This is a genomic window from Anabaena sp. UHCC 0253 (assembly GCF_009712085.1).
Taxonomy (GTDB): domain Bacteria; phylum Cyanobacteriota; class Cyanobacteriia; order Cyanobacteriales; family Nostocaceae; genus Dolichospermum.
This window is the reverse complement of sequence record NZ_VILD01000001.1, coordinates 266,268-285,104: the sequence shown is the minus strand read 5'-3', so window position 1 is coordinate 285,104 and position 18,837 is coordinate 266,268. Positions and strand designations below refer to the sequence as shown.

Annotated in this window: 15 protein-coding genes and 3 pseudogenes; 4 read left to right on the top strand and 14 right to left on the bottom strand. The window is 38.6% G+C overall.

What is annotated here, in order from left to right:
- Together FJR38_RS01255 and FJR38_RS01250 are read right to left on the bottom strand one after the other, a co-directional pair.
- Window positions 1–187, bottom strand: a pseudogene (locus FJR38_RS01255) (D-alanyl-D-alanine carboxypeptidase); the annotation flags it as partial.
- 433 nt (window positions 188–620) lie between these two features.
- Entirely contained in the window at window positions 621–1,691 is a 1,071-nt protein-coding gene (locus FJR38_RS01250; RefSeq protein ID WP_168534958.1) for an LOG family protein, read from the bottom strand.
- A gap of 261 nt (window positions 1,692–1,952) precedes the next feature.
- Between FJR38_RS01250 and FJR38_RS01245 the strand changes: the two genes are divergently transcribed.
- Complete coding sequence (locus FJR38_RS01245) at window positions 1,953–3,581, top strand: glycosyltransferase family 39 protein (protein ID WP_168534956.1); 1,629 nt, start codon at window positions 1,953–1,955, stop codon at window positions 3,579–3,581.
- Between the two features lie 290 nt (window positions 3,582–3,871).
- On the opposite strand, the pseudogene trxA reads toward FJR38_RS01245, so the two are convergent.
- From trxA to FJR38_RS01220, 5 genes and pseudogenes are all read right to left on the bottom strand, one after another.
- Window positions 3,872–4,225 (bottom strand): annotated as a pseudogene (gene trxA / locus FJR38_RS01240) (thioredoxin); the annotation flags it as partial.
- 358 nt (window positions 4,226–4,583) lie between these two features.
- Window positions 4,584–5,747: a GuaB3 family IMP dehydrogenase-related protein gene (locus tag FJR38_RS01235; RefSeq protein ID WP_168493374.1), complete on the bottom strand. Its 1,164-nt coding sequence runs from the start codon at window positions 5,745–5,747 to the stop codon at window positions 4,584–4,586.
- A 191-nt stretch (window positions 5,748–5,938) separates the two neighbouring features.
- Entirely contained in the window at window positions 5,939–6,466 is a 528-nt protein-coding gene (locus FJR38_RS01230; RefSeq protein ID WP_168493375.1) for a YdcF family protein, read from the bottom strand.
- Between the two features lie 650 nt (window positions 6,467–7,116).
- Complete coding sequence (ftsH, locus tag FJR38_RS01225; protein ID WP_168493377.1) at window positions 7,117–9,054, bottom strand: ATP-dependent zinc metalloprotease FtsH; 1,938 nt, start codon at window positions 9,052–9,054, stop codon at window positions 7,117–7,119.
- A 284-nt stretch (window positions 9,055–9,338) separates the two neighbouring features.
- Window positions 9,339–10,006: pseudogene (locus tag FJR38_RS01220) on the bottom strand (DUF1614 domain-containing protein).
- Between the two features lie 281 nt (window positions 10,007–10,287).
- Here FJR38_RS01220 and FJR38_RS01215 point away from each other — a divergent pair.
- Both FJR38_RS01215 and FJR38_RS01210 read left to right on the top strand, forming a co-directional pair.
- Window positions 10,288–10,479 (top strand): hypothetical protein, encoded by a 192-nt coding sequence (locus FJR38_RS01215; protein WP_168493381.1) that lies wholly within the window; start codon window positions 10,288–10,290, stop codon window positions 10,477–10,479.
- 87 nt (window positions 10,480–10,566) lie between these two features.
- Window positions 10,567–11,661, top strand: coding sequence for an AI-2E family transporter (locus FJR38_RS01210; RefSeq protein WP_168534954.1), 1,095 nt, complete (start codon window positions 10,567–10,569; stop codon window positions 11,659–11,661).
- A gap of 173 nt (window positions 11,662–11,834) precedes the next feature.
- Here the strand turns inward: FJR38_RS01210 and FJR38_RS01205 are convergent, their stop codons facing one another.
- From FJR38_RS01205 to FJR38_RS01190, 4 genes are all read right to left on the bottom strand, one after another.
- The gene (locus tag FJR38_RS01205; protein WP_168493384.1) at window positions 11,835–12,953 is read right to left on the bottom strand and encodes a geranylgeranyl reductase family protein; all 1,119 of its coding nucleotides are present in this window, start codon (window positions 12,951–12,953) and stop codon (window positions 11,835–11,837) included.
- 201 nt (window positions 12,954–13,154) lie between these two features.
- Window positions 13,155–13,703, bottom strand: coding sequence for a ribosome recycling factor (gene frr, locus FJR38_RS01200; protein ID WP_168534952.1), 549 nt, complete (start codon window positions 13,701–13,703; stop codon window positions 13,155–13,157).
- Window positions 13,690–14,418 (bottom strand): UMP kinase, encoded by a 729-nt coding sequence (pyrH, locus tag FJR38_RS01195; protein WP_168493388.1) that lies wholly within the window; start codon window positions 14,416–14,418, stop codon window positions 13,690–13,692. The genes frr and pyrH overlap by 14 nt, the downstream gene beginning before the upstream one ends.
- Window positions 14,419–14,492: 74 nt before the next feature.
- Window positions 14,493–15,050 (bottom strand): thioredoxin family protein, encoded by a 558-nt coding sequence (locus FJR38_RS01190; protein ID WP_168493390.1) that lies wholly within the window; start codon window positions 15,048–15,050, stop codon window positions 14,493–14,495.
- Between the two features lie 929 nt (window positions 15,051–15,979).
- On the opposite strand from FJR38_RS01190, the gene FJR38_RS01185 reads away from it, so the two are divergent.
- Window positions 15,980–16,870, top strand: a complete 891-nt coding sequence (locus tag FJR38_RS01185) for an alpha/beta fold hydrolase (RefSeq protein WP_168493392.1) — start codon at window positions 15,980–15,982, stop codon at window positions 16,868–16,870.
- A gap of 82 nt (window positions 16,871–16,952) precedes the next feature.
- On the opposite strand, the gene FJR38_RS01180 is transcribed toward FJR38_RS01185, so the two are convergent.
- The 3 genes from FJR38_RS01180 to FJR38_RS01170 form a co-directional block, all read right to left on the bottom strand.
- The gene (locus FJR38_RS01180) at window positions 16,953–17,141 is read right to left on the bottom strand and encodes a hypothetical protein (RefSeq protein ID WP_168493394.1); all 189 of its coding nucleotides are present in this window, start codon (window positions 17,139–17,141) and stop codon (window positions 16,953–16,955) included.
- A 507-nt stretch (window positions 17,142–17,648) separates the two neighbouring features.
- Entirely contained in the window at window positions 17,649–17,879 is a 231-nt protein-coding gene (locus FJR38_RS01175; protein ID WP_168493236.1) for a hypothetical protein, read from the bottom strand.
- Window positions 17,880–18,224: 345 nt separating this feature from the next.
- Window positions 18,225–18,479, bottom strand: coding sequence for a hypothetical protein (locus FJR38_RS01170; protein WP_168493396.1), 255 nt, complete (start codon window positions 18,477–18,479; stop codon window positions 18,225–18,227).
- Between the last annotated feature and the right edge of the window lie 358 nt (window positions 18,480–18,837).

Below are 18,837 nucleotides of genomic sequence, written 5' to 3'. Positions count from 1 at the left end.
TACCTTGATGGGAAATCAGACTTTGGTCAATTAATTTTGATGTAATTAAACCTTTAAGATATTCTTGAACTGTTAGAGCGCCTGCTGGACTAGGATCAGGGACAAGAATCAAGCTGGTGCTACCTTCCCAAGCCAATACACCCAAGGCATCTAAAGGCCTGACCTGCACCCTAGCTATTTCAGCCATAGAGACAAAAAACCTGATCCTAACAATTCCAACATATTTAAATTCCTCTATCTTGTTTCTTGTATTCATCACCCAAGTTGCTAATTAGTTGTTTGTAATTTGTAATTACTTTATCTCCTGTAACTTATGCGCGATCGCTCAATTAGCAACTTCTACTAATATACGAGCCTGATTATATTTATCAGTATTGAGTCATAATAACTAGTATTTTACTAATTTATGAGTAGAGTAGATCACATTATTCACATCTAGAATCTTGTTCATATAATTGTAAAAAAACGTGATATTCACACTGATGATCATCAGAAATTCTAGGTACAAGTACCGCAGTAAAATTAATTCAACATTTTTGGAAAAACAACAATCTCTGTATTCCCTGTTCCCTATTCCCTGTTCCCTACTATATTTTGGATACTAAACAGATTGCTATCATCTATTTTCTTTCTGGATGTGCGGCTTCCTCCGGTGTGGGAATTCCTACTTGATTAATTATCCCAATCATTTGATATAAACGTCCCAAATCGCGTTGATTGAAATATAAAACTAAGCGAGGTAAATCAGATGTTTCACCTTGCCCTTCTTCAGGTAATACTTGACTCTTAGTAATTTTGCCAGTCACTAGAATATCACTGAAGTTATGATTAAGTTCTTCAACTTGAGCATCAGATAAATCTTCTCTCAATCTAATCACTAACCGATCACCGACATAACGGCTAGAGTGATAAACTTGGTAAAAACCAGTAATGGCATTACAGGCAACTTGGAGATTATCTGTAATAGTGTATAAACTAGGATCATCTGGACTAACCAGCCCAGTTTTTACCAATTGCTCATCAATATATTTACTCCAAGAACGCCAATAATCACCACCAGGGTGATCAATTAACACTAAAGGGACTGGACCAAATTTACCTGTTTGGCTTAATGTCATACATTCAAAAGCCTCATCTTGAGTCCCAAAACCACCAGGAAATAAAGCCACAGCATCACTTTCTTTGAGGAGAAATAACTTGCGGGTGAAGAAATATTTGAAGTTAATTAGTTTAGAATCACCTTCAATAATGGGATTAGCTTGTTGCTCAAAAGGTAACTGAATATTTAAACCAAAAGAATTTTCTCTACCTGCACCTTCTTGACCAGCTTGCATAATACCACCACCACCACCGGTCATAATCATAAATCCTAGTTCAGAAACAGCGCGACTAAATTCAACCGCCATTTGGTATGCTGGTGTATCTGGTGCTAAACGCGCAGAACCAAAAATAGTAATTTTACGAACATGACGGTAGTCATAAAATAACTGGAAACCACGCTCCATATCTGCTAAAGCAGCAGATAATATTTTCCAATCAAGACGTTCGATTTCACTATCAGCAAGACGCAAAATTGTGGAGAGAGACTGCTGAATAAATTGCCGATGTTTTAGTGTCGGTAAACGATCTATTAATTCAGCAATATCCGCTTGGAGAGAATCTAATGAAGGAGAATACGCTTCAGAGGTCATAAGTGCTGCCCTAATAATGGCACTATATTTTAACCTATAGAACTCCTATTTGATTTTTGAACTATACGTAGGGTGCGATCGCTAACTTACCCTACAAATACTGAGATTTTTTCAAAATTCAAACTCAATGAAGTCGAAATCTCGATCATATTCGCCTCATAGTTATTTTACGTGATATAATTTTTACTGTTAGCTTGTGGGTAATTGTAGCTGTATTTTGCTCATTGAGTATAAACTCCAGTCATAAAATATATTTAATAAATGGATACGCCACAATTAGTAGCAAAAGTTAATCCCCCAACGTGGTTAAAAATCTTAGTAATAGTCCTCATAGGATTCGGTATTTTCTTCCGTTTTGCTCATCTAGACCAGAAAATATACTGCTGTGATGAATCTTGGACATCCGTAGCCATTTCTGGTTATACAGTAGCTGAACTAAAACAGGAAGTTTCTCATCACCAAGGCATAATTCCTATTACCAATTTCAACAAATATCAGCACATTAACCCAAATCATAGTGTAGCTGACACGATTAATTACTTAATCACTTCAGATCCGCAGCACCCCCCCTTGTATTATGTGATGGTGAGATTGTGGGCGCAAGTATTTGGAGATTCACCTACTGGAGTTAGAAGTTTATCAGCACTAATTAGTCTGTTAATATTTCCTAGCGTGTATTGGCTGTGTTTAGAGTTATTTGATTCTGCTCTAGTGGGGTGGATTGCAATGGCATTAGTTGCGGTTTCTCCTTTGCAATTATTCTTTGCTCAAGAAGCACGTCAATACAGTTTATGGATGGTAGAAATTTTAGGATCGAGTGCTGTTTTGTTGCGTGCAATCAGCAAAGAAAATAAAGTAAATTGGGGGGTGTATACTCTCACCTTAGTTATGGGATTATACACTCATTTATTCACAGTTTTGGTAATAATATCTCATGGTATTTATGTAATTATTCAACAAAAGTTTCGACTTACTAAAACCTTGTTGAATTATCTATTAGTTACTATTGCGGCTTTCTTAATGTTTTCACCTTGGTTGATGGTGATCATCAATCATATTAGTATAGCTATCGAGCTAACTTCAAGTTCGGCAGAAAAATTCATAAATAATCCTTTTGAACTAATTGCTATTTTTTTGATTCGAGTTACTCGCATATTTTTCGATCTTAATTTAACTTCAGACATACTCATTTTTAATAGTTTTACTCTGGAAGGATCTTTATTTTATAGTATTTCTGCATTAATATTTAGTTTAAGTTTAATTATTTACTTAGGGTTTTTTCTGCTGAAATTTCCCAGTAATCAAACAAGTTTATTGATTTTTTTATTAGGAGGATTTACTAGTTCATTTTTATTGATATATGATTTACTTTCAGGAGGAATTCGCTCTATTCAATTTCGCTACCAACTGCCTTTATATCTTAGTGTTGAAATTATAGTAGCCTATATTTTAGCTGTTCATATTTGCCAAGACAAGACCTACCAGACAAAAGTCTTTCAATTTATCATAGTCGGATTACTCGTCGCTGGGTTGATTTCAGATGTGAGATTTTTCCAAGCCCAGAATTGGTGGATACAATCGGACGGTAAATTTATCATAGAGACAGGTCAAGTTCTCAAACAATTAGAGAAACCTTTGTTAGTAATTAATGACTCTTCTATTAATTTGGGGGGAATTCTTACCTTAAGTTGCTATTTACCAGAAGTTAATTTACTCCCCGTGGCAAATGATAGTTTAATGGAGATTTATTCAGAATATAATCATATTTTATTTATGCAAAACAATAGTAGTTTATTTCATAAATTAGAGCAGGATCAAACTTATTTTTTGAAGGTAATAAAAATACTTAATGTACCACCTGGAGGTTTATGGAAATTTGAGAAAATTTAAGCGATTTTAAGTTTAAATTAGATTTTGAATTACCTTCCAAAAAGGGCTTCATTTTGAGTTAACGGTTTAATGAAAACTTCTACTTTAAGGGAGAAAAAAGCCAAAAAATTTTTCTTTCTCAATCCTCCCACTTCCAGAGCAAGGTAATTGTCAATTGTTGGACTTATTAGTTGCTCTACAAAAATGGTACTATCCCTAGACTTTTTAGATTTTGTAAAAAAGGTAGGGGAAGTACCATTTTCGCCCAATAATTTATCTTGTAATTGAATAACTCAAGAGGGGTTTTTTGCCTATTGAGGAGGGGAAAGATACTTTTCCAAAGTGTTAGATAAAGTGGTTTTAGGTACAGCACCGACAACCATATCTACTTTTTGTCCATCTTTGAAAATCATTAATGTGGGAATACTACGAATACCATACTGACTAGCAATCTGAGGATTTTCATCAGTATTGACTTTCACAACCTTGATTTGTCCTTCGTACTGAGCTGCAATTTCTTCGACAATAGGGGCTACCATTCGGCATGGACCACACCAGGGAGCCCAAAAGTCTACTAATACGGGAACTTCGCTGTCGAGTACATCTTCCTTAAAGCTTGAATCTGTAACGTTTGTCGCTGCTGACATACCTAAAAACCTTTGCCTATGATATTTCTGATCTTGGTGAAAATTCTACCATAGCAAAAACATCCTCTTAGGAGTAAAGGATATACATTTACAAATACTAGAGAATTTAGACTACATAAGGAACCGCCCGAACAATAGTCCGGGCGGAGTGTGGTGTGAGGAGTGAACGGAAACATTTGTCTCCGCTATCTCTATTGTAGGCTAGATATATGATTTTTCCAGTGATTCTTTCAGACCACTAGAAAAGTTTTTGAAGTTGTCAGTTGTCCGTTGTCAGCCGAAAACCCTTAACGATGGCTACTAACCATTGACCATTGACCACTGACCACTGACCACTGACCACTGACTATTGACCACTGACCACTGACCCGTTGAGTTATTTGCCCATACCTAACTGTTGGGCTTTTTGGTAAACCTTGCCTTCAGTTAGCAGGGAAGGGGCAATGACAACTTCAACTTGCTGCATTTCCTTGATATTTTTAGCACCTAAAGTCCCCATACTGGTCTTTAAAGCGCCTAAAAGATTATGAGTACCGTCATCTAAACCTGCTGGACCTGTGAGTATTTGTTCTAGAGTTCCAGTAGTACCAACACGAATGCGAGTACCACGGGGTAATACTGGGCTGGGAGTTGCCATACCCCAGTGATAACCACGCCCTGGAGCTTCAGCGGCTCTGGCAAATGGAGAACCAATCATCACGCCATCAGCGCCACAGGCGATACATTTACAGATGTCTCCACCGGTGATAAGACCGCCGTCAGCGATGATAGGGACATATTGACCAGTTTCCCGGTAATAATCGTCTCTAGCGGCTGTACAATCGGCGATCGCTGTAGCTTGAGGTACGCCTACACCCAGCACTCCACGGGAAGTACAAGCAGCACCGGGTCCAATACCCACTAATACTGCTGCTGCACCAGCTTTCATTAAATCCAAGGTGACTTCATAAGTTACACAATTTCCTAATGCCACAGGGATGGGCATAGAACGGCAAAATTCTGCTAAATCAAGTGGAGTAATAGACTCTGGAGATAGGTGAGCAGTAGAAACTACTGTAGCTTGGATAAAAAATAAATCTGCTCCTGCTTTAGCTACAAATTCACCATATTTGCTTGCACCTGCTGGAGTTGCGCTAACTGCCGCAATACCGCCTTGTTGTTTAATTTCCTGAATACGTTTTTCAATTAATTCCGGCTTTATTGGTTCGGCATAAAGTTCTTGCATGAGGCTAACAAATTCATCTTTACCGACAGAGGCAATCCGATCTAAAATCGGTTCGGGGTCAGCATAGCGAGTTTGAATACCCTCTAAGTTAATCACGCCTAATGCTCCCAATTGGGACAGGCGAACAGCCATATTTACATCAACAACACCATCCATTGCACTGGCAATAATGGGGATGTTTCGCTCGATATTGCCAATTTTCCACTGAGTATCAGCTAAACTCGGATCGAGCGTTCTTTTACCAGGGACTAAAGCAATTTCATCAATTCCATAGGCTCGACGAGCCATTTTTCCCCGCCCAAGTTGAATTTCCACGCTTTAACTTTTCTCAAAACTGTTTAAGCTAGGGTATCAAATTGTGGAGATATTGGGAAATGGGGATATCCAAAATTAAAAATTTAAATTGTTGCTTGAGATAAGGGAATAGGGAATAGGGAACAGGGAACAGGGAACAGAGAATAGGGAATAGGGAATAGGGAACAGGGAACAGATAAGAGTTTGATGGCTTATTTTCTCACTGCACTATCAGCACCTGTATAGCCTGTAGCTAACCAAATCACTGCCCTGACTCCATCCCGGATAGATTTTTCAATCGGTTCTGGTGAACTTTGGGAAGGAACTGGTACGGGTTTGAAGTTCATTCCCCGACTACCTAAAACAATTTCACCAACTACACAAGCACGGCGCATATGAAAGTCAGATGTAATTAAATAGACACTTTTAATTCCACGCGATCGCAATTCATCCACTAAGGTCGTAAAGTTAGTAACTGTGTCTACAGCTTCATAATCTAAGTTTAAACGTCGGGGATCAATGCCGGCATTAGCAAATATTTTTTTAGTATACTGAGGTGGACTGCCTCCAGAAATCCAAATGGGTATATTTGGATGTTGGTGAGCTAATTTTGCTGTAAACTTTTCCCTTTCTAATAGGCGAGTAGAACCACCTAAAACTAATATTGCTTGTGGTTGTACAAAGTGGCTTTGTACTGCTTTGCATCCCCACCAGATGAATAAGGGCAGCATACAGGCCATAACCCTCACAGATTTACCTCTCAAAAGTAGCTTATTCAAGGCTCTATAGGTATGTCTATTTGGACTGGAATTTTCTTTAAAAATCAGCACAATGAAGGTTGAGAATGGTAGTTAGTATAAATTTTTGCGAAGTATGCCTAAAGGATTGGGTAACTTTGCAATTATCGTCACTGAATCTACATTATTGTAATTTCTGCCATATCCTAAACCATATTAGGAAATTAATCAAAGGTGTCTCACCACTCATTTACAAAATTATTTTTTAGATGTACATAAAAGAGGTAACATAACCAAAAAATTGAGTTAGTGTAATTTTTTGCTAAATAAACCCCTTCCAAGTTGAAATCCATAGTTTTTTCTATGGCGAAAACTCAAGTTTTCAAGATGGATGAGGTTTAAGTTGATGATTTATTGATTTTCATAAATAAAGTTTTCATTTCTTAATTAATACAATCAGGGAATAATACACATATCGTTATATTTACTTCATTATTGAGTTTTAATAATAACCAGTAAAAATTCAGTTGACTATTCGCCGTAAGTCCCCCACTGAATTTGGTACTTGTGAATCAGTGGCGGGATATAAGGCGGAAAAAACTTCCCAATGAATTGGGAAGCCCACGCTGTACCGAAAGTCAGTGTGTGGTAGTTCACACTAACAAAGTTTGCATCAAAGGTTTGTCATTTTCCAACTGACCAGTTCTCAGCCATTCTGTGAGTTCTGCTGGTGCTTGAGCTTGAGTAATACGTTCCCGGAGATAGCCACCTTCAAGAATTTCTTTTTGTAACAATTCCTGGGCAATTTCTTCTAGTAAATCGCGGTTAAAGTGGAGAATAGTTAAGGCAATGTGATGAGCATTATCCACTATCTGCTTAACTTCGTGGTCAATGTCTTCTGCTACTTGGGGACTAATCGCTCGACGAGGATTTCCATAGCCTTCAATAAACTGCTGTTGAATTTTCTCGAAAGCTACTGGACCGAGTTTGTTACTCATACCATAAATGGTAACAGTCCGTTCTGCTAAGTCAGTGGCTTTTTGGATATCGTCAGCAGCGCCGGTAGATACTTTTCCAAAAACAATTTCTTCAGCCGAACGTCCACCTAATAACGTAGCAATCCGTCCGCGAATTTCATCTTCTATCATTAAAAAGCGGTCTTCTTCTGGCATTTGGATTGTATAACCCAATGCACCGACACCACGAGGAACAACGGAAATTTTCTCAACTTTACCAGCACCGGGCATTAATGAGCCAATAATAGCGTGTCCAACTTCGTGATAAGCGACGGTTTTTTTCTCGATTTCATTTAAGACACGAGAACGTTTTTCTAACCCTGCAACTAACCGTTCAATGGCTTCATTAAAATCTACCATAATTACGGCTTGGCGGTTGTTTCTAGCTGCTAATAAAGCGGCTTCATTGACCAGGTTAGCTAAATCTGCACCAGCAAAGCCGGGAGTCCGGGTAGCAATAATTCCTAAATCCACATCTTCGGCTAATTTTACATTTCTAGCGTGGACTTTGAGAATGGCTTCCCGACCGATTTTATCAGGTCTATCCACGACTACTTGACGGTCAAAACGACCAGGACGACGTAAGGCGGGATCAAGGATTTCGGGACGGTTGGTAGCAGCGATAATAATGACACCAGTGTTAGCATCAAAACCATCCATTTCCGTGAGTAATTGGTTGAGGGTTTGTTCCCGTTCATCGTTCCCACCAACAAAACCACCGGGACCACCGCGCGATTTACCCAGTGCGTCTAATTCGTCAATAAAGACAATACAGGGTGCTTGTTGTTTGGCTTGTTCAAATAAATCGCGGACTCGTGCTGCACCAACACCAACGAATAATTCGATAAATTCCGAACCGGAGATACTGAAAAAAGGAACACTGGCTTCCCCAGCGATCGCTTTTGCTAGTAATGTTTTTCCAGTACCAGGAGGTCCAACTAATAATACACCTTTGGGAATCTTTGCCCCTAAAGTTGTGTATTTGGTGGCATTTTTGAGAAAATCAATGATTTCTTCTAATTCGGCTTTGGCTTCATCTACACCTGCTACATCCGGGAATTTTACACCGGTACTGCCTTCAGAATAAATCCGGGCTTTGCTTTTTCCCACTGTGAGTGCAGCCGGTCCTCCACCTTGACGACTCATTAAAAATGCCCAAATCCCAAAGAAAATTAAGGGAGGAGCTAACCAACTTAATAAAGTTCCAATCCAAGCGTTTTCGGCTGGTGGTGGCGCGGTAAATTCGACATTATGCTGTCTGAGAATTTTGGGTAAATCTAAGTCAATGGCGACTGGTGTAGTCCGAAAGACTTGTTCAACTGTTTTTCCTTCTGGAGTTTGGGTTTTGATTGCATATTCAATGCGATCGCTGCCGACAATGGCTTTATCTACTTTACCTGCTTGCACCTGAGCGATAAAATCACTATAGGGAACTTGTTGTAACCGAGTTCCAAATATACTGGGAACTATCAAATTCAGCAATAACAAAAAAGTCAATAAAATTAGCAAACTACCGCCAAATTGCCTAATTATCGGCGTTTTCATCTGGTTCTTATTATTAGTTTCTACAGGCATTTCATTTACCTCAATCAAATTTTTTCATGAATCCAGTGATCAGTGCTTAATAAATTAAAAACCTGGATAAATCAATAACAATTGATAATTGACGGGTGAAGAAAGTGACAGGTGACAGGGAGGAGAAGAGAAAATTAATTATCCATTTTTTTCCCAAGTAGGGGCGAAGCATTCGGGCGACAAATTATCGGTTTTTCCCAAGTTTATTTTCCGAATGCTTCGCCCTTACACCGAATGCTGATGCTTCTTTTCGCCTCGCTTTAATTATTAGCAACTGACAAATATCAACTTAATAACAATGCAAATAGTCCACATAAAGCAATCCCATCAAATACACCAGCACCGCCAATGCTCAACACACCTGAACTCATGGCTTGAATGTCCTTGAGATGTAGCAAATCAGCGCCAATCAAAGTACCCAGTACACCACCCGCAAAAGCTACAGGTGCAGCATGAGATGAGGCTATAAGCATTGCAGAAACAGCCGCACTCAACGGTGCAAGCAAGGGATTCATTTGAATACCAATTCCTGGTACTACCCTGGCTGCAAAGTAGCTGACAACAGTCACAATTGCTGTAACTAAAAGAATTGCCAGTGTATTTCCCTGGGAAAACTGGTATAATGCCAAAACCACTGGTATCAATCCACCACCTACATTCAGAGCTATCACGGTAGAACGTTGCATTTTCCTTAAGGGAATCCCCCAAAATTCTCTTACCCACAGTGCTGCAAATTCATCCGTTAATTGAACTGGAGCTTCTAAGCGGTAGATGGGAATATTGATTGTGCTGGTAACTATCACTAGTACCAATAATAAAAAAGCAATGTTAGGATAAAACCCAACTTAGCTACCGCAATTTCCACCACATCTACTGCTACCGCAAACCAAATAAATGGCAGCAACATCAATAACACCATAAATAGCAGTAATGAAACCGGTAGATATATCATGGCAATGGGAGAATAGAATAACTTTGGAAATCAAAGCATCAAATCCAGCCGATAAGTAAGTAGACGAAAATAAATCAAAGTAGATTAAGTAATGTAAAAATATTGAGATAATTTGGTAGTAAGGGCTTCAGCCCTTAAATTAGGACTAAAGTCCTGACTACAAACTTTGAATTATTCAGTCTATTCTGCTTACAAAAATTCTAACAATTACTAAACTATCTGTTGCTGTAAAGTCTAAATTAGTATATGCCCCATAAAATTATGTGTATTACCGTACTATCATGGAAAATCAACTAGGATTTTTGCTGAAGCTATTATTGTTTTCGGCTTTGCTATCAGTATTAATTAAATATGCTGCGCCGTTTTTATGGATTCCAGCCACAGTGACGAATGTGCTAATTATAGTTTTATTACCAACTGTGATTATGGCAACAACTTTACTGTTGAGAATACCAAAACAAAAAGAAAATTAACACAAAAAATGTCAGTAGTGTAGCTAAAATCAGCTAATCTAACTGCATTGTCATAAAAAGTATCTTATCAAGCTGGGAGTCTCGCTTGTGAATCTTGGTCAATGGATAGGTTTAATGGCCTTAATTATATCTTTATATATATTATGGCAACTTCGTGAAGTTTTGCTGCTGATATTTGCTGCTGTTGTTTTAGCGACGACTTTAAATCGTTTAGCTCAACGTTTGCAAAGTTTAGGAATAAAACGAGGATTAGCAGTTTTATTATCTGTAGGAATTTTCTTTGCTGGTGTGATCTGTTTTTTCTGGTTAATTGTACCACCTTTTATCCAGCAATTTAATGAACTCACCTATAGAGTTCCCCAAGGATTTGAGCGGTTTAATAGTTGGATTGATGAACAAAGAACTCATATTCCTCAACAATTATTACCCTACATACCGGATTTGAATAGTTTGATTGAACAAGCACAACCGCTATTTAATCGCCTATTAGGTAACTCTTTTGCTTTTGTTTCTGGATCTTTAGAAGTAGTCCTCAAAATTCTCTTGGTTCTGGTTTTAACCGGAATGTTTCTAGTTGATCCTGATGCTTATCAGAAAGTATTTATCCGCATATTTCCCTCCTTTTATCGGCGACGGGTAGGAGGAATTGTAGAACAGTGCGAAGTTTCTTTAGGAGGATGGGTTACAGGTGCAGCAATTGGTGTTTTTGTCGTCGGTTTGATGAGTTTGATAGGTTTATCAATTTTACACATTAAAGCCGCATTAGCTTTGTCGGTGTTAGCAGGATTTATGAATTTAATTCCTAATTTGGGTCCAACTATGAGTGTAGTTCCTGCTATGGCGATCGCTCTTTTGGATAGTCCCTGGAAAGCTGTTGCTGTTTTTATTCTCTTCTTCTTTATTCAACAAGCAGAGAGCAATTTCATTACACCTGTAGTTATGGCGCATCAAGTATCTTTACTACCTGCTGTCACCCTAATTTCTCAGTTATTTTTTGTGACTTTCTTTGGATTTTTAGGATTATTTTTAGCACTTCCTCTCACCGTTGTTGCAAAAATTTGGGTGCAAGAAGTCTTGATTAAAGATGTGTTAGATCAATGGGGTAAGTATGAAGAAGATCATACAGAGTTAGTGATCGTTAAGGAATATCCTGCTCTCCATGACGCTGATATTGAGGAATAGGAGTCATTGGTGATTGGTGACTTGCCCTGAGCGTAGCCGAAGGGTTGGTGATTGGTAAGAGTAATAATTCTTTTCCCCTGCTCCCCTGCTCCCCTGCTCCCCTGCTCCCCTGCTCCCCTACTTCCCCTACTCCCCTACTCCCCTACTCCCCTACTCCCTTGTCCCTCTTAATATCAACCAAAACCGGGAATTAGGCGTTTTAAAGCACGACCGGCGACATCACCATAACGTAATTCTCCACAGAGAATTTTGCCCATGATTTGAGCGCCAGAGGGGCGTTTAACACCGACTTTGTAGCCAATACCAGGGAAGCGATAAAATGCTCCTGCTAGTTTTTGCGCCCAAGCCATATCGCTTCCCCATTGTTCGTTAATGGCATCGGTATAATTAGCTAGGGCATTAATATCACCACTCAAAGCATCGTTAATAAATCCTGCGGCTAGAACACCGCTAAAAATAGAAGGACGAATGCCTTCGGCTGTAAAGGGATCAACTACACAAGCTGCTTCTCCAGCTAAAACTGCGTTTTGGGTGTGCAGTTTTTGGTTTCCATCCCAAATACACAGGGGATGACCATATTGTTTACTATTTTTGACATCTACATTAAAAGATTTGGCATATTCATCTAAAATTTTCTTAAAGTCTTGGGGTTCACCACCAATAAATGTTCCCACGCCGATGGAATAAGAGTCAGCTTTGGGGAAGTTCCAAATATAGCCATTTTTGACTAAGCCAAATTCAAAGTGAATTGTGGTTTTTTTCTCGACAGTTGCGGGAATTTCGGCTTCTAATGCTCCTGCTAATCGGCGTTTGCGTTCTTTAAAACCTAGCCATTTAGCCATTGAACCTTTTGCACCATCGGCAGCAATCAGATAGCGGCCTGTAACTGGTCCATTAGCTGTATTAACTTGCCAATGATCGGTTTTAAATTCGATCCCGGTGACTTCTGTATTGTCCCGTAGTTCAGCCCCTTGGTTTTGGGCTTGTTGAACTAGAAAATGATCGAAAATATCTCGCCGTACCATCCAAACTGGATCTTTGGTATCAATTTTTGCTTCTACAGGGTCGCCTAATTTCCAAGTGAAGCTCAAAGAGTCGGCTTTTACGGAAATGGCGGGGCTAAAGTCAAAATCGAACCATTGAGCGATCGCTGGTGACACACCACCGCCACAAGGCTTATATCTGGGCAAGGATTCTTTTTCTAAAACTAAAACTGAGCGACCTTTTTTGGCTAGATGATATGCTGCTGTTCCACCTGCTGGTCCAGCACCGACGATGATACAGTCGTACATAATGGCTAATTTTTGCTTTTTATTTTAGTTAGTTGATTTTCTAGTATATATAAGGGTTTATGATTTTTTATAAATTTTTAGTGAATATGGGAACAGGGAACAGGGAACAGGGAACAGGCAAGAGGCAGAAATTCTTGAATTTTGACTTTTAACTTGTTTTGTCTCCCCATCACCCTGTCACCCCATGAAAGAGTCCCCAGATTAGACAGTGGTGATGTCTTTTTCCTTTTCTGCCAACAAGTGGTCAATTTTTTCTGTGTGCTTGTTAGTCAGCTTTTGGAGTTTGTCTTGTTGATCCCGTGATTCATCTTCTGAGATTTCAGCACTTTTTTCCTGTTTGCGGATAGAGTCTATAGCATCTCGGCGGATATTGCGAATTGCTACACGGCCTTCCTCTGCATACTTAGCCGCAAGTTTAACAAATTCTTTCCGGCGATCGCTGGTTAATGGCGGAATATTCAACCGAATCACAGTCCCGTCGTTATTGGTTGTTAAACCCACGTCGGATAAAGAGATGGCTTTTTCAATAATATTCAAGCTGCTCTTATCGTAAGGCTGAATCAGGATGGTTGAAGAATCTGGTGTGCTAATGTTTGCTAGTGATTTTAAGGATGTGGGTGTACCGTAATACTCCACTTGTACCTTATCTAATAAACTCGCATTAGCGCGACCAGTGCGAATGGTATTAAAAGCTCGTTGAGTGGACTCAACGGTTTTCTGCATTGTCTCTTGAGCTTCAGCTAATTTCACAAGAACCTCCCACAAGGGTGCCAATGGATTCTCCCATGACTGCCCGGTGGATGTTACCTCGCACCGTTAGGTCAAATACTAGAATGGGGAGATTATTTTCTTTACATAAGGCAATTGCGGTACTATCCATGACTCGCAAATCTTTAGCCAAAACGTGGGCGTAGGTAAGAGTCGTAAACCGTTTGGCATCAGGATGAAGTTTGGGATCAGCATCGTAGATACCGTCTACTTTGGTAGCTTTAAAAATCACTTCTGCTTCAATTTCTGCGGCTCTTAAGGCCGCAGTCGTATCTGTGGTAAAGAAGGGATTGCCTGAACCAGCCCCAAAAATTACCACCCGCCCTTTTTCTAGATGACGGATGGCTCGACGGCGAATATATGGTTCTGCTAGTTCTTGCATAGCGATCGCCGTTTGTACCCTTGTCTGTATTCCCATCCGTTCTAGAGAATCTTGCAAGGTCATGGCGTTCATTACCGTAGCAATCATCCCGATATAATCAGCAGTTGCCCGATCCATACCCGCCGATGCTGCTTTCACGCCTCGAAAAATATTCCCACCGCCAACAACGATGGCTATCTGCACACCAGTGGCTATCACCTCTCCTATTTCCTTGGCTATTCCCTCGACCACTTCTGGATCAATGCCATAGCCCAGGTTGCCCATTAAGGCTTCACCGCTCAGTTTAAGTAAAACCCGTCGGTAATTCGTTCCCATGAAGTTCCGCTTTATCAAAAAAGTTGCAATTGCCTCCAATTTAAGATAGCAGTACAGTGACTATCTGTGTCTAGTTAGGTTGTACGCCATCTGAATACAGTACCTATTTGTTCGGTTTGGGCTGGCTGTATTTCTTGTTCTTGAAATAAACACGCGATCGCATTTCTTAAATAATCCACTCCCGCTGCTGATGCTTGATCGGGGTGATCATCTATCTGCCCTTTATAGCGGACAATCCCATGATGATCTATTAAAAAAGCTGTAGGTGTCGTCATTACACCAAAGCTGCGAGTTACATCTTGAGTTGAGTCCCATATATAGGGAAAATTTAGTTGATGACGCTCGGCAAAAGCTTTCATCTGTTCAAAATGGTCTCCCATCTCATTTTCGCCACTACAACCATTTAAACCAATCAGTGTAAACCCACTATCTGCAAATTCCGCTTGAATATTTTTGAGTCTATCTATGTACATCTCTACATAGGGACAATCATTGTTTAATGAAATCACACAGATTAAATGGAATTTTTCCAGATAGCGACTTAAATGGTGTACTTGTTTGTCAATTCCGGGCAGTTCAAAATCTGGGGCATAACTCCCAATTGGAGTATCACTTGTTTCTAGTATATTCATCTGCTCTGACTCGAAAGAACTAGTACAACTTGGCGGAATCCAAAATTTAACATTCAAACTAAATACAATTTGAGCTTTTTGTAAAGTTGGGAATAGTAGTTTATTTCCGCTGTGGTTAACTAGGCACAAAAAATTTGTGTTAACTTCGGCATTCGGTTTTAAGTCTAAATTGAAAAGGTGCAGAATGTAAAATAATTGACTCTAGTAATGGTAATTATTTTATCATCATTAACTATATCATTGTTGGGAATTCTCCAGCTAACTTTCATAGATTTTTGTAAATAAATTCACCAACTCAGAATATTTTACAATTAAACACAACACATCATGGAAATGCTGTACAAAATATCTCTAAAGCGGTTTTAAATTTCCTTATAAGTTTTAATTACAGGGAAATGACTGTAGTCACTTTAGTATAATCATAATACTGACTGTATTCAATTTATCTCCTAGTAAAATTTACCGAACTTTTTTAAAACATAGTAATTTTTTATTGAAAACTTTAGGATTAAATTTACCAAAAATTGATATGTAAACCTCAGCCAATTTTACAGAAGTAGTACAAGTCACTAAGTAAGAGGCTCGGAAAAAGTTCTTTCATCAGAGCGAGGAATCCACATCAATAAATGGGTGCGTACTACCTATTAGGGAGCGATTTTACGCCATTTGAGGCTTGTTCTTGAACGATTTACCCCAGATTATTGAGCAGTTACAAAGCAAGGAATCACAAGGTAGGGGCGCAAGGCCTGCGCCCAGTCAATTATCAATTGTCATTGATTGATCTAGGTTTTCACTTTATTAAGCATTGTCAATTGTCAATTATCAATTGTTAATTGTTAATATAGTCTCGAATTTGGGAAAATGAGCGATTTTTGATGATTGATTGACAACTGCCATACTGAACAAAGTAATCTTCGATCATATTTCCTATGACCACCTCTACAAAAATCTGGCTTTGGCAAGGTTTCCCAATTTGTTACCAAACCCAAGGGACTACAGGCCCTGCTGTAATCCTCATCCATGGATTTGGGGCATCATGGCAGCACTGGCGCAAAAATATCCCAGTTTTAGCAGAAAGTTGTCGAGTTTATGCCATTGATTTAATAGGCTTTGGCGGTTCAGCCAAACCGACACCAGGAGAAAAAATTACCTACACACTAGAAACCTGGGGACAGCAAATAGTTGATTTTTGTCGGGAAGTAGTGGGTGAACCAGCGTTTTTAGTGGGAAATTCCATTGGTTGTATTGTCGCCATGCAAGCTGCGGTAATTAACCCGGATATGACTTTGGGAACTGCTTTACTTAATTGTTCTTTGCGATTATTGCACGATCGCAAACGCATTACTTTACCTTGGATAAAGCGGGTTGGTGCGCCAATTTTGCAAAACTTTTTATCTATTAAACAAGTAGGTGATTTCTTTTTCAATCGCCTCGCTCAACCGAAAACAGTCAAAAATATTCTTTTACAAGCCTATGCTAACGGGGAAACAGTCACAGATGAATTAGTAGAGATTTTGATGACACCAGCGAAAGATTCAGGTGCTGCTGCTGTATTCTTGGCTTTTACTGCTTATTCCAGCGGACCTTTACCAGAAGACTTATTACCTATATTATCTTGTCCAGCGATTATTTTATGGGGAACGGCTGACCCTTGGGAACCCATTAATTTAGGTAGAGAGTTAGCCAATTTTCCCCAAGTCCAAAAATTTATTTCTTTGGAAGGAGTAGGTCATTGTCCTCAAGATGAAGCACCTGAGTTAGTAAATCCGATTTTACTAAATTGGATTGGTGAGTTGGTTTTAGATATTGCCGAAAAATAAGATAGAGACGTTCCACAGAACGTCTCTATATAAAATTAGATTGAATCAAGATCGTACAGTATTCAAAGTTGAGTCCATTAGATTACCAACGACGATAGCCACCACCCCAGCGTGGACGACCCCAGCCACCACCCCAGCGTGGACGACCCCAGCCACCACCCCAGCGTGGACGACCCCAGCCACCACCCCAGTAGTGACCACCGGAGAGTAGTTCCTGATCTTCTGCGGATAATTCAGTCAATAACTCAGATGAAATGTTTTGATCTGACATAATTGTTCACCTCAATTAATAGTTTAGAGTTTACTCACTTAAATTAAGTAAGTGTTAAGTTTGTAATCCTCTCTTCTATTTGTAAATATGTTTGTTGAAAATTCACTTCTCCTAGAGTTAGAATTAAAAAAGATAAAAATATAGCTTTTGATTAGGCTAAATACATTTTCGATTATAGTGATTTATCTCCCAAGTAATACAGCTATTAAATCAGCATAGAATCTTAGAATTAGGATTAGTAAAAACCAGAAGATATTCTGATATTTGCTGATTTAATAACATTTGATATAATTCAAAGATTACAGATTGCATATTCTAAATTACAATATATCCGTTACATAAGTCAAACGTAAAAGTTATATCCCGCAAGAAACTGAATTTCCTGACGGGATATAACAAAGATCATCTTTAGACAACTAAATCACCTAAAAATCTATGGCTTCAGCCTGGTTATGTTATCAGTTGTTGAAGGACAGAGGTTAGGCATTCTTAGTTACCTTATTCATCCTAATAGCGACCTCTGTCATCATCATAGCCACCTCTGTCATCATCATAGCCACCTCTGTCATCATAGCCATTTCTGTCATCATAGCCACCTTTTTGTCCACCGTAGGATTTTTTGGGATAGCAATCCCAGTAACATTTGCGGACACATCTTCTTCTTCCCCCAGATAAAAGTTCCTGGTCTTCGGTGGATAATTCTACAAGCAAATTTGATGTAGTGATTTGAGAAGTCATGATTGTTAGCCTCACTAATTTACTATAGATGTGTGGCATCTATTAATTTATTTATAACTATTTTTTTTATGATAGTAATTCGCCCATAGTTATAAATACGAAAGATTTCTTTTATTTCTTATGGACTATTATAGTATTTATTAATTTATAACTGTATTTATTGAATAAGATAAATTACATGTAAATAATTTCAACTAACTATTTTGATCAATAAAATACACCCATAATATTTACATATCTTGATGGGTGCAAAATTATAACTACGACCTTGATATATTCTTCAAATTGGTGGGTTTCCAGTAGTCAAACTTATTTCCAAATCATGGAAATAAAAGAGATGACTAATTAGGCTTTGATATAAAATTTGGGGTTATAGATAGTGGGACGGTAAACTAAAAAGTTATATTTAGATTTACCATCTTTCTTTTGACATTCATCATCATCATCATCATCAGAGGAAGAAGAACCGTTAAATCTACCCCCATTAAATTTACCGTTTTCTTCTTCATGAGAAGGACTATAGCGCCCTCCAGTTAATATCTCTTGTTCATCTGTTGATAAGTCAACAATTAAATCCGATTGCATGACTTGATGTGACATGATCATTAACCTCATTATTGATTTATAAAGGTGAAAAACACCTTTAACTTTATTTATAAATATAAAGTCTAAATATTTAATTCACCTAAAGACATAATATCTTATGCCAAAAAATCAACCTGATTTACTACTCCATGAATATCCTCATATTTTCTACCATGCTCAATAATTCTCAATTGGGCATTAACTACAACCTAAAACAACGGTTCTAGCGACCAAAATACATAGAAATGGTGAAAATATGATAAGTAGGTAGATGCTAATCAACCCAACTATGTAACGAACTGTAAATTACCCAAAACTCTTGGGATTGCTGCGTTCCACTCCGTTCCACTCGCAATGACATAGTTATAAGTTT